General features: G+C 48.0%; 15 protein-coding genes. 11 read left to right on the top strand and 4 right to left on the bottom strand.

Annotated elements, in window-relative coordinates; genetic code table 11:
• Window positions 1–132 precede the first annotated feature (132 nt).
• Together OB236_RS27815 and OB236_RS27810 are read left to right on the top strand one after the other, a co-directional pair.
• Window positions 133–720 (top strand): histidine phosphatase family protein, encoded by a 588-nt coding sequence (locus OB236_RS27815; RefSeq protein ID WP_262686831.1) that lies wholly within the window; start codon window positions 133–135, stop codon window positions 718–720.
• Between the two features lie 178 nt (window positions 721–898).
• Window positions 899–2,155, top strand: coding sequence for an aspartate kinase (locus OB236_RS27810; protein WP_262686830.1), 1,257 nt, complete (start codon window positions 899–901; stop codon window positions 2,153–2,155).
• 14 nt (window positions 2,156–2,169) lie between these two features.
• On the opposite strand, the gene OB236_RS27805 is transcribed toward OB236_RS27810, so the two are convergent.
• The 3 genes from OB236_RS27805 to comA form a co-directional block, all read right to left on the bottom strand.
• On the bottom strand, window positions 2,170–2,634 hold the full coding sequence (locus OB236_RS27805) for a DUF441 domain-containing protein (protein WP_076227902.1): 465 nt from the start codon (window positions 2,632–2,634) through the stop codon (window positions 2,170–2,172).
• 79 nt (window positions 2,635–2,713) lie between these two features.
• Entirely contained in the window at window positions 2,714–3,454 is a 741-nt protein-coding gene (locus OB236_RS27800; RefSeq protein ID WP_262686829.1) for a 2-phosphosulfolactate phosphatase, read from the bottom strand.
• Window positions 3,455–3,548: 94 nt separating this feature from the next.
• Complete coding sequence (gene comA, locus OB236_RS27795) at window positions 3,549–4,382, bottom strand: phosphosulfolactate synthase (protein WP_262686828.1); 834 nt, start codon at window positions 4,380–4,382, stop codon at window positions 3,549–3,551.
• A 207-nt stretch (window positions 4,383–4,589) separates the two neighbouring features.
• On the opposite strand from comA, the gene OB236_RS27790 reads away from it, so the two are divergent.
• The 9 genes from OB236_RS27790 to OB236_RS27750 all read left to right on the top strand — a co-directional run bounded on the left by OB236_RS27790 (window position 4,590) and on the right by OB236_RS27750 (window position 11,114).
• Window positions 4,590–4,856 (top strand): YqhV family protein, encoded by a 267-nt coding sequence (locus OB236_RS27790; RefSeq protein WP_179097362.1) that lies wholly within the window; start codon window positions 4,590–4,592, stop codon window positions 4,854–4,856.
• 109 nt (window positions 4,857–4,965) lie between these two features.
• Window positions 4,966–6,027 carry a stage III sporulation protein AA gene (gene spoIIIAA, locus OB236_RS27785; RefSeq protein WP_262686826.1) on the top strand — a complete coding sequence of 354 codons (1,062 nt, stop codon included), beginning with the start codon at window positions 4,966–4,968 and terminating at the stop codon, window positions 6,025–6,027.
• Entirely contained in the window at window positions 6,021–6,539 is a 519-nt protein-coding gene (spoIIIAB, locus tag OB236_RS27780; RefSeq protein WP_076227893.1) for a stage III sporulation protein SpoIIIAB, read from the top strand. The genes spoIIIAA and spoIIIAB overlap by 7 nt, the downstream gene beginning before the upstream one ends.
• Window positions 6,540–6,584: 45 nt before the next feature.
• Window positions 6,585–6,788, top strand: a complete 204-nt coding sequence (spoIIIAC, locus tag OB236_RS27775; protein WP_076227891.1) for a stage III sporulation protein AC — start codon at window positions 6,585–6,587, stop codon at window positions 6,786–6,788.
• 10 nt (window positions 6,789–6,798) lie between these two features.
• Window positions 6,799–7,188 carry a stage III sporulation protein AD gene (spoIIIAD, locus tag OB236_RS27770; protein ID WP_076227889.1) on the top strand — a complete coding sequence of 130 codons (390 nt, stop codon included), beginning with the start codon at window positions 6,799–6,801 and terminating at the stop codon, window positions 7,186–7,188.
• Between the two features lie 36 nt (window positions 7,189–7,224).
• Window positions 7,225–8,508 (top strand): stage III sporulation protein AE, encoded by a 1,284-nt coding sequence (gene spoIIIAE, locus OB236_RS27765; protein WP_408638524.1) that lies wholly within the window; start codon window positions 7,225–7,227, stop codon window positions 8,506–8,508.
• Window positions 8,509–8,547: 39 nt separating this feature from the next.
• Window positions 8,548–9,408, top strand: coding sequence for a stage III sporulation protein AF (gene spoIIIAF / locus OB236_RS27760; RefSeq protein ID WP_262686825.1), 861 nt, complete (start codon window positions 8,548–8,550; stop codon window positions 9,406–9,408).
• A 68-nt stretch (window positions 9,409–9,476) separates the two neighbouring features.
• Window positions 9,477–10,109, top strand: coding sequence for a stage III sporulation protein AG (gene spoIIIAG / locus OB236_RS27755; protein ID WP_076227885.1), 633 nt, complete (start codon window positions 9,477–9,479; stop codon window positions 10,107–10,109).
• A 117-nt stretch (window positions 10,110–10,226) separates the two neighbouring features.
• Window positions 10,227–11,114 (top strand): SpoIIIAH-like family protein, encoded by an 888-nt coding sequence (locus OB236_RS27750; protein WP_262686824.1) that lies wholly within the window; start codon window positions 10,227–10,229, stop codon window positions 11,112–11,114.
• 247 nt (window positions 11,115–11,361) lie between these two features.
• On the opposite strand, the gene OB236_RS27745 is transcribed toward OB236_RS27750, so the two are convergent.
• On the bottom strand, window positions 11,362–11,598 hold the full coding sequence (locus OB236_RS27745; RefSeq protein ID WP_262686823.1) for a hypothetical protein: 237 nt from the start codon (window positions 11,596–11,598) through the stop codon (window positions 11,362–11,364).
• Window positions 11,599–11,645 lie beyond the last annotated feature (47 nt).

Here is an 11,645-nt window from a genome sequence, read left to right as displayed (position 1 = left end):
CTGGGTATATAGTAAATAGCTGGATGCATGCAAAAAGATTGGATCCTAAGCGTCAAGATTCCGTCGAATCATGGATATGAGGCAGGCTGAGCCTGCATAAAATAAGATAACAACCAGAGAGGGTGATCCCGGATGGAGATTGTTTTTGTATGTCATGGCCAAGGCGAGCACACACAGCAAATACCAGAGAGCTACAAAATGGAGAATCCCGGACTTACAAATTACGGTAAACATCAGGCTGAGCGCCTGAGAACGATCATGCCTCTGACAGAACGCCATGCCGTCATAGCGAGCCCAACAAGACGCACGCTGCAAACCGCGCAGCTTTGGTGTAAAGGTTCGCACGCGCTTCGTTATGTTCATCCGGCTGCGGGTCCTCGACAATTTCCGCAGCGCTTTGATTTCCAAACCTTGCCTTGCGATGAAATGCTGGAGCCTTCCTGCTTATCCAATTGCTATAGTGACTTTTCGCTGCCCCAGGATGTACCTCCCTATATGTGGCTGCAGGGTATCAATACACTACCGAATCTGCTGTTTGAAAAATGGGCTGAGCAATTTATGAACTGGTGTAGAAAGCTGGAGAAGGAAACGCTTTACATCGTTACTCATGATGGAACAATAGCGTCGTATATGCAGCTAATAACCGGAACAAAGCTGACTCGCAGGGATCTGCTGCCAGATGCAGGATGGATCCCCATGCCCATTTACCATAAGGTTTGATGGACGATTTCTAGTTTTCAGGTAGGAAAGTGTGGAAGCGGTCCAAGACAGCTCCGTCATCGCTGCATGTTCAAATACACACCGCAGGGAGAGGAGCATTTTTGTGCTTCATCCTTTACTGCTGATATGCTATAATAATACATTGTGATGTAAAAGTTTCGGTTAGGGAGTGAACAGTTTGTCTCTTATAGTAATGAAATTCGGTGGAAGTTCGGTTGGTGACGCAGAACGGATGAAGCGCGTAGCGGGTCGTATCGTAGAGAGACAGCGCGAAGGTCATCAATGTGTGGTCGTTGTTTCAGCAATGGGAGATACGACAGATGATTTGATTGACTTGACGAAGCAGATCAGCTCGTCGACACCTCCGGCCAGAGAAATGGATATGCTGCTGAGCACGGGTGAGCAGGTATCGGTAGCATTATTGTCGATTACGATTCAGAGTATGGGTCAACCGGCAATATCATATACGGGCTGGCAGGCTGGGATGTACACAGAGCCTGTTCATGGAAAAGCGAGAATTTCGGATATTCAACCGGAACGTATATTTAAAGCGCTGGAGCAGGGGAATGTAGTCATTGTTGCGGGCTTCCAAGGTATGACACAGGAAGGCGAGATTACAACTTTGGGACGTGGTGGCTCCGATACGACAGCTGTAGCGTTGGCTGCTGCGATTAAAGCTGACGTATGTGAGATTTTCACCGATGTGGATGGAATTTATTCCACTGATCCACGTGTGGTCAAATGTGCTCGCAAGCTTCCGGAAATTACGTATGATGAAATGCTGGAGCTCGCCAATCTGGGTGCTGCTGTACTGCATCCGCGTGCTGTGGAATACGCCAAAAATTACAATGTGCCGCTGGTCGTCAGATCCAGCTTTAACCATAATGAAGGTACCCAAGTCAAGGAGGAAGCAGCAATGGAGCAAGGTATCGTAGTACGCGGAATCGCAAGCGATAAGAATGTAGCAAGAATCAGTATTCTTGGTGTGGAAGATAAACCGGGTCAATTGGCCAAAGTATTTACTGCACTGGCTAAAGAGCAGATTGATGTCGATATTATCGTACAAAGTGGTGTTCTGAATGGTGTTGCTGACTTCTCATTTACCGTAGCGCTTTCCGATAAGGACAAAGCCGTCAAAGTCATTGAAAACATTCGCAGCACTGTTAACTTCCACGAAGTCACGTCCCAGGAAAATCTGGTAAAGGTATCCATCGTTGGTGCCGGCATGGTCAGTACGCCAGGTGTAGCTGCCAAAATGTTCGAGGTCATTTCGGATCTGGGTCTAAGCATCAATATGGTCAGTACGTCTGAAATTAAAACTTCATGCGTGATTGACAACAGCCGTTTGCCGGAAGTGATTCAGGCGCTGCATACTGCTTATGGCTTGGACACTGAGCAGCAGGCATTTGTCGGAGGACCTTCCGACAGACGTTAATTATGATCTTCCTCTTATCTTAGCTTATCGAATAAAAAGGTGAACACCTTTAACAAAAAAGCTGTAATTCCAGCAGCCATTAAGGGCCCGACAGGAATGCCGCGCAAAAAAATAATACCGAAAATCGAACCGATGACAAGACCCACAATTAATTGTGGGTCTATTTTTAATAAGCTCAATCCTTTTCCGTTCATATAGGTAGCGATGGCCCCGCCCAGCAGCGCCAGGATACCTGGCCATGTCGTAAACATACTGGCTACGTCTTTGAGTGATATTTTCTCACTGGCAAACGGAACCAGCACGCCCATGGTTAAAAATAACAGCCCCAGCTCCAATCCCCTGCGTTCAATGGTCGGTAAATAACGATCCAGGCTGACCAGCTTGATAATCAATAGCACGCAGGCTGCTGTAGTGATGATGTTCGAGCGTCCAATTAGGCCGATTATAATAAGCGCAACCAGTAATATATCCCCATTCATAGCAAGAACTCCTTGTCTCATGGATTTCACTTTTACTGTATGAGACAGGCAGCTATTTCATGTTCATTTCATTAAAGGTTTAATGCAACTGTTTAACCGGCAATAAGGTCAAACGCCCACCTTGCATAACAGGGACGACAGGGATGAGATTCATTCGTGAGCAGTAGATGACATCCTCGCGGAAACCAAGCTTATCCAGCCGTTTACCGTTACTGCTTTTTAACAAAGCTTCTGTCATGGCGGATTGTACTTGCCGGAATGCGTGCAGCTGACTTAAGCCCAGATCATCTACATTCACAGGCTTGCCTTGCCCTGACAGTCCTTGTAATTCCTCGATAAGTTGACCCGCACAGATGCCGTCCTCAAATGCAAATACGTCTTGCGTACCCGAGCACAAGATGACAATATCTTTATTTAAGGCTGCCGCTTCTATGGCGCAGGCTCTGCCGTTAAGCAGTGAAGCGATAAGTACGGTACCGGATCTGTTAGCTTTCTGGATAGCACGTGTACCGTTGGCGGTCGTAAGAATAATCGTTTTACTAGCAACTTTGTCATCCATATACTCAAATGGGGAGTTGCCAAGATCAAAGCCCGGGATTTTTTTGCAATAGCGTTCCCCACCGGCTAGCCAGTCCTGTTGTTCTAATAGAAGCTGCTTGGCTTGAAGAACCGTTTCGACTGGATAAATTGCATCGCAACCATGAGCCAAGGCTGTCAACATGGTACTGGTGGCTCGCAGCACATCAATGACAATAACGGTTTTGTTCACTAGGTCATCCGAACGCGCCTCGTTGACACTGGGAATGACGGTAATATCCATTGATGCTATCCTCCTAGAGTTTTGCCAAGGCAAAACTGACTTCGTAAGCGATACTATAAGTGTTGCCTAAGCAAAACTGACCTCGTAAGCTTCCTTATATAACCCAATCTCCGACGTAGGCACAAGGTGCCTCCAGACCAAAATGCATCGTATCGGAACGCAATCCTCTACGCAGCGCCTCCAGAGAAATCAAATCCTGTGGGGCTACATTGCCCAAATGAATATCGCTTCCAAGAAGATTTAATAGATGGACCTGCTGCTCCTTCTGAGGAGCTTCCCACAGCAGCAGATGCTTGGAAGGCACACGTTCCAGCACCTTGACGATGTCCTTCTCCTTACACTCACCATGCTCATCATAAATGCCGACGCCTTTACCTGACTCCCGACCCTCGATCGTAATCAGGCTGGCACCCAGCTCAGCATCTATAGTAACCGTTTCAATCAATGCATCAATTTCGATAGAGGAGCCCCACAGCTTTTTGCCGTATTCGGTAATCACTGTGAACCCTTCCTCTGCAGCACGAGTAATAAGCTGACTGCGCAGATTCCTGTCCAGCTCAATCGTGCCATCGGAAATTTCAACACCGTTAAAGCCCATAATCGAGATCATATCGAAAAACTCGTCTACCGCGTCCTGCTGAATAGCAACCTCCAAAAACGTACCACCAGGGTACACGATAATATTGTGCTTTTTGGCCATCTCGATTTTGCGCTTCAATATGTCCGTTTCATACAGCGGTGATGTGCCAAATCCGATTTTGAGCATATCGACATAAGAACCCGCCGTTTGCAGCAAATCGTCAAGCGCATGAATTCCCAGGCCTTTATCGATCACCATGGTTTTACCGAGCATTCTTGGTTTGTCAGTCCGTTTACCTGACGGATCGCTGAGCAGTGGATGCCATTTTACCTGTGTCGTTGCTTCCATGTTTTATCGCCTCGCTGTTACTTGGATTGATTACTTCGTCATCATATGCATCAGAAGGTAGTGATGTGCCCATTATGCCTAAAAGCAGACATGTCCGCATAGAGTTGAATGAGAGGCTGAAATAGAAGAGTTCCCTTACAGCAAGATGTAATTGTTCCAAATGTCCCCTTATGATCTGAACACACACTAAGAAAGGAGAGGGGAAAGCTGATTAATAAAATTGTATTAAGTATGGCCGCACTTCGTTTGATGTCAGGTAGTATCGAGATCATTGCCGCACTTCTGATGCTCCGGTATAACCAGATTGAAAAAGCGCTGATGGTTAACACGGGACTGGCTATGGTAGGACCCTTCGTGCTGCTGACAACTACCACTTTAGGGCTAGTAGGGCTTGCGGATAAGCTGTCAGTAGGCAAAATGCTCTGGGTGCTTGTTGGCGTGAGCTGCATCTTTATCGGGATTTTGAGAAAATAACTGGTCATATTTGAGTGGGCCAAGCATACACATAATTTAGTGAACGGAAGAATAATCTGACCGAACAGCAGTGAGGGCTCACTGCATTTTAAAAGAAGGGGATGGGTGGATGCAGTCACTACTTCAGCTATTTTCAGTTTCATTACGTCAAAGACTAGCAGCGCTACCCTCTCAAATTGTACAGGATTTGCAAGAAATTCGGGTTCGCGAGCAGCGCCCTCTTGAGATTGGCTGGGGAAGGCAATACAGCTTTGTTTCACAGACAGGCGGATTAACTAACGATCCAGCTGAGGCTTATAGGCCGAATCGAGAGGATTGCGCCGCGCTGCTGGAGATGCTGACGCAGCATTCGCTGTATACCTTTGAGGAGGAGCTGCGAAGAGGCTTCATTACGGTTGCGGGTGGACACCGTATCGGGTTGGCTGGGCGGACAGTGCTGGAGCAGGGCAAGGTCAGGCTGCTGAAGGATATCAGCTCTTTCAATATCCGGGTTGCCAAGGAGCATAAGGGCTGCGGCGATCAAATTTTACCTTATGTGACCGATTCAACAGGACAAGGCTCTATTCTTCATACCTTGATCGTATCCCCGCCTCAGCAGGGGAAAACGACCCTGATTCGTGATTTGGCAAGGATTATCAGCAGGGGCCCCGTTACTGGCAGCGGCTCGGCACTTCGACGGGGATACAAGGTAGGAATCGTGGACGAGCGATCTGAGATCGCCGCATGCATCCGCGGAGTGCCGCGCTTTGAACTGGGTCCGCGTACAGATGTGCTGGATGGCTGCCCAAAGGCAGAAGGGATGATGATGATGATTCGATCCATGTCTCCAGAACTGCTGATAGTGGACGAGATTGGCAGACCTGAAGATGCAGCAGCTATCCATGAAGCGATTCATGCCGGTATCGCCGTGATGGCCACCGCACATGGTTTGAATTATGACGACATTTCAAGAAGGCCCGTATTAAAGGAATTGCTCCATGATCAGGTTTTTAAGAGGATCGTTGTGCTGAGCAATCAATCGAGTGTAGGAGCACTGGAAGGTATCTACGATGGTCAAGGGCGAAGATTGAATACTTCCACCAAAGGCAGTCATGCTCTCACAGTCGCTGTTGATCAGGAACGAACAATGACCACACGCTCCGGTCAACCGTCAGGGAGCACCTTATGCTGAAGCTGCTGGGAGCCATGATGATTATGCTGTCGGCAACGTTATTCGGATTTTATCAGGCACAGCGATTTTCACGAAGACCCAGGCAAATTTCCGATCTGATCCGATCCTTGCAGCGGTTGGAAACAGAAATGACCTATGGCTTGACCCCGCTGCCTCAAGCACTGCTGCAGGTCGCAAACGCCTGCCCGCAACCAGTCAGTCATCTGTTCCGCTATACCGCAGAACAATTGAAAGTAGCTGCAGGTCGAACAGTACAGCACATATGGCAGCAAGCGATAGCTGAACATTGGCAATATACGGTGTTAAAAACGGGTGAACAGGAAATTCTCAGTCAGCTGGGGAGTACACTAGGATTATCGGACAGTGCCGATCAGGTCAAGCATATCCGGCTGGCGGTTCAACAGCTGCAGGGTGAACTCGAAACGGCAGTGGAGGAACGCAAAAGGTATGAAGGAATGTGGCGCAGCCTTGGGCTGCTGATGGGAGCACTGGTCGTCATATTGATGTATTAGAGGGATGGGATCAAGGGTTTACAGGTTAGAGGTGAGGTGCCGTGAATGAACGTTGACGTGAGTGCGATATTTCAGATAGCCGGAATCGGAATTATTATCGCGATGATTCACACCGTACTGAAGCAAATGGGCAAAGAAGATATGGCGCATTGGGTAACATTAATCGGATTTGTTGTCGTGCTGTTTATGGTTGTCAGAATGCTGGACAGCCTGTTCAAGGAAATCAAAACTATTTTCTTATTCCAGTAGGTGAATCGTCTTGGAGATCATACAAATAGTGGGCCTGAGCCTGTTCGCCACCGTTCTCGTTCTGATCATCAAGGAACAAAAGCCGATGTTTGCTTTTCTGATCGTCGCGTTTACGGGCATCACCATCTTTTTGTTTCTTATCGGCAAAATATCAACGGTCATTCAGGTACTGGAGGATTTAGCGACTAAAGCCAGCATAGATATGATTTTCCTTAAAACCATTCTCAAAATAGTCGGAATTGCCTACATTGCCGAATTTGGTGCCCAGATTGTTAGGGACGCGGGTCAGGAATCGATTGCCTCCAAGATCGAGCTATCCGGCAAAGTATTAATTATGGTGATGGCGATTCCCATCGTATCCGTCATTATAGAAACGGTCGTGAAGCTGCTTCCAGCCTAACGTAAAGTCGCATGGTTCCAGGAGATGAAGCTAATGATGCCCTACAAGACTTGGAAACGATACACCTCCACACCGCTTTCAGCTACCCTTTATGGAGACAGAAACAAATTGGGGATCAAACGGGGTTGGCTGCTGCTGGTATGCTTCCTGTACCTGTTCATAGGCGGGCTGGGTGGCATTGGATTTACGAATATGACAGCAGGTACAGATCAAGTTGAAGCTGCTGGTCCGGTCGAGCAAATCATCAAGGAAGAGGCCGAACGGCTGCAAACCGATCCCGTTGAGCAGTATTGGACCAAGCTGATGCAAACGTATGGAGGTTACTTTCCGGAAAGCAGGACACCGACCTTTAACGAGCTGTTGACCGGGGCCAAGGATTTTCAGATGAGTACGATCTTATCCGGTATTTTTCGTTATTTCTTCCATGAGCTCGTATATAACGGCAAGCTTCTGGCGTCTATCGTCGTGTTATCCATATTCAGTATGCTGCTCGAGACGCTGCAGAGCTCCTTTGAAAAAAACAACGTCAGTAAAGTGGCGTACGCGATCGTTTTTATGGTGTTGATGATCATGGCTGTTAACAGCTTCACGGTTGCCATCGGTTATGCGAATGCGGCAATCAGCGAGATGATCCATTTTATGATCGCGATTGTCCCGCTTCTGCTGACACTGCTGGCTTCGATGGGCAATATGGTTTCCGTTTCTGTACTGCACCCGTTAATCGTATTTATGATCCACGCAGTCGGGACGGGCATTTATCTGATTGTATTCCCGCTGCTGTTCTTTTCAGCCGTGCTGCATATTGTTAGCTCCTTGTCTGACAAATACAAGGTAACCCAGCTGGCTAACCTGCTCAGAATGATAAGTGTGGGGTGTCTTGGAGTCTTTATTACCGTATTTCTCGGAGTCATTTCAGTTCGTGGGGCAGGCAGCGCCATCGTGGACGGAGTCACAATCCGCACAGCCAAATATATTGCCGGGAACTTCGTACCTGTCGTAGGTAAAATGTTCTCGGACGCCTCGGAGACGGTAATAGGCGCTTCACTACTGGTCAAGAATGCTGTGGGACTTGTCGGACTGGTTATCCTGCTCATTTTGTGTGCTTTTCCTGCATTGAAAATAATGGCGTTAGCCTTGATATACAACCTGTCAGCAGCCGTCATGCAGCCGCTTGGGGATAGTCCTATCATTGCTTGTCTGGATACGATAGGAAAAAGCCTGATTTATGTTTTTGCCGCCTTGGCCGTGGTTGGATTGATGTTTTTTCTGGCAATTACGATGCTTATAGCAGCAGGCAATCTTTCCGTGATGATGCGATGATCGTCGCACGCAGATAGGGATGACAGAGGAGGGAATAGGATGGGCTGGCTTTCCGATTGGTTGAAATCGATCATTATGGTGATCCTGCTCGCGACTTTTGTGGACATCCTGCTGCCGAATCAGACGATGCAGCGTTATGTGAAAACAGTCATCAGCCTTTTTATTTTACTCACCCTGCTTCAACCGCTATTTTCACTGTTTCAAAAGTCGGCTTCCGTTGATCTCATGCTGAGCCATGCACAATCTCTTTTTCAAGACAATTCGGCATCGGGAGCGGCCTTGCCAGTTTTCCAGGCTTCATCGCCAGCGTCGCAAGCAGGAGGTCCGGGGCAAACCTTGCAGCAGTTACAGACACAAGGGTCGGCCGGCAGCATGCAGACACTCGGAAGTATTCAACAGCAGGCGGAAACACTGAAAATGCAGCAGGAGGAGCGCTCCCAGAAGCTGATGCAGCAGCAAATCATTACTTTAATGAAACAAAATATTGAACAAACGCCGGATTTTAAGGTAGGAGATTTGAAGCTGGAAACCGGTAAGGATGCAAACGGACAGATGCAAATCCGCAGCATCCGTGTACAAGTCACTTATCGACCGGCTTCGGTCCCATCCAAGATGCAGACGCAGACGGTTAACACCTTTCAGGTAGAACCTGTTAAGCCCGTAGATATTTCGATAGAAGCGAGCAGTGGTCAGATCGATAGTACCTCATTGGGAGGAGGAGACAACAGGCAGACAGATAGTAATGCAGTAAAAGCTAACGGCTCTACAGGGAATAAACAGAAGCCGAAGCCAAGTACCGGCTTTGAGCAGCAGCAATCACAAATCCGCATGCTGCTCAGCAAGACGTGGCAGGTTCAGGAGGACCGTATAGATGTAGAGGTTACAGGGGAAAAGCTTTAGCTGATCAGGTTAATCAGAACGGCGGGCATTCATTCAATCAGGGAAGGGTGCAGGGGGAGGTGGAACCGATGGGAAGTCTGATGAAATGGATCGAGAAATGGCTCGGTGGTGGGCCGAATGGAACCAAACGAATACAGACATTTCGCTGGCTGCTGCTGCTCGGGCTGGTGGGAGCGGCATGTATGGTGCTTAATTCTTTTATTCATGTCAAGGATGTGGATCCTATCGGGGAAGGCCGAGCTTCTCCTACAGAGACAGCCAAGCCTGTATTTGGTTCCTCAAGCAAGGAACGGAGCACCTTTCGTGAATATGAGGAAGCCTACCAATCACAGCTGAAGGAGTTGTTGAGCAAAATTGTTGGTGTGGGTGAGGTGGAGGTATTGGTAACGATTGATTCTACAGAGGAAATTGCTGTCGAGCGCAATACGAAGGATACCCAGCAGGTAACCAATGAGAAGGATCAGCATGGTGCAACCCGCCATATCAGTGATGTCACACGAAGTGGGGAAGTGGTCATCTACGAGGTTTCAGGGGGGAAACAGCCGCTTGTAACCAAAACGATCAAGCCCAAAATCAGAGGCGTTGTCGTTGTGGCCAAGGGAGCCGAAAATCTGACTGTCAAAAAAATGATGACCGAGGCTGTGGAGAGAGGGCTGGACGTTCCTGCCAACCGTATTTCCATACTCCCCCGTAAACAATAGACGTCAGTTTTTCTACGAAAACTCAGTAAAGCTTACGAAGCCAGTTTTTGCTGGCGCAAAAACTCAGTAGATGCTTACGAAGTAAGTTTTCTACGAAAACTCTAAGGAGGCAAAACAATGAACTCAAAAAGACAAACAATTTGGTTGGTATCCATGCTCAGTCTGATGGTCGTGTTATCTGCTTATTATTTGTTTACAGAAGACGTCAGCAAGCTTGAGTTTACATCAACAGGTGCAGCAACAACGGGTACTCCAACAAATGGTACAGCCAAAGGAACTGACAGCACAACTGGACTTTCTGCCAAGGAAATCGTCATCAACACCAATGATCTGAACGTCAAGCCGGTTGAATCCAAAACTACGCCTCAGGCAGCTGCCAAAACCGATACAGCTCCAAGTGCTGGGACGAACGCTACGGTCAATCCAGCAACCCCAGCCGCACCTACAGCGAATCCAGCAACTCCAGCTGCGCCAACAACCAAAGCAACGACGCCAGCTGCTGCCGATCCTAAAGCAAGCAGCGGAGCAGCAGCCAAAGATCCAAAAAGCACAACCCAAGCCAGTGCAGCTACTGCACAGCCTACTGTCAAAGCAAACGAAGCGGTGAGTGCAGAGGATGCTAAAGTGCTGCAGCAGGTCATGACACAGGTCAAGTCAGGCAGCGACTATTTTGCAGGTCTTGGGCTGAAACGTAATGAGGAGCTTGCCAAGCTGACCGAGAAATGGATGACGATTCTGGCTGATCCGAAACAGACCGCCACAGCCGCAGCGAATGCAGAAGCAGAGCTGAGAAAGCTCCAGGATCAAGAGGCCAAGGTGACCAACCTGGAAGATACATTAATGAAGGAATTCCCGCAAGCCGTGATTACGGAGGAAGCCAGTAAATGGAGGGTCACTGTTCAAAGCAATAAGTTGGAAAAAAGCCAGGCAGTCAGCATTATTGATAAGGTTATGCAGGAAATGAACGTTGCGGCTGATAAAATAGTTGTGCAATTTGTACCTTAAGGGGACCCTGGCAGCTACAAACTCGTTTTAGATCAATGAGAAACCACAAAGAAGCGGCAAAGGATTATCGCATCCTCCGCTTCTTTGTTGGTTTTTTGTCGATTGAAAAGTGCTGAGCATAAAATAATCAGGCTCATATCGAAGCTGACTCAGCGCATATCTTAACCAGCCAATTCAATTGTAGGAAGCGGTTGCAAAAAAAGAGTCCGACGGGTCGGACTCTTCGCGTAAAAATAATACATAAGTGCTACTCCACAGGCTCGGTGACGATATCGTCAGCTTCTTCCGCTGAGTCGGAAATTTCCCCATCCGCTTCCTCAGACTCCTCGTCGTCTGATTCTTCTTCCTCAACGGCCTCTTCCTCTTCAGCTTCAGCCTGGACGTCTTCTGCCTCAACCTCGGCTTCGCCTACTGCTTCCTCCGATGCCTCTGTAGCTGTTGCCTCTTCGTCAACCACAATCGCTTCGTTTTCAACTTCACTCATATGTATCCCTCCAATTGTGCTTAGCTGAGCTAAGCCTACTACTAATA

Source organism: Paenibacillus baimaensis, assembly GCF_025567575.1.
The sequence above is the reverse complement of the archived record's forward strand: the minus strand, read 5'-3'. Positions and strand labels throughout refer to the sequence as shown.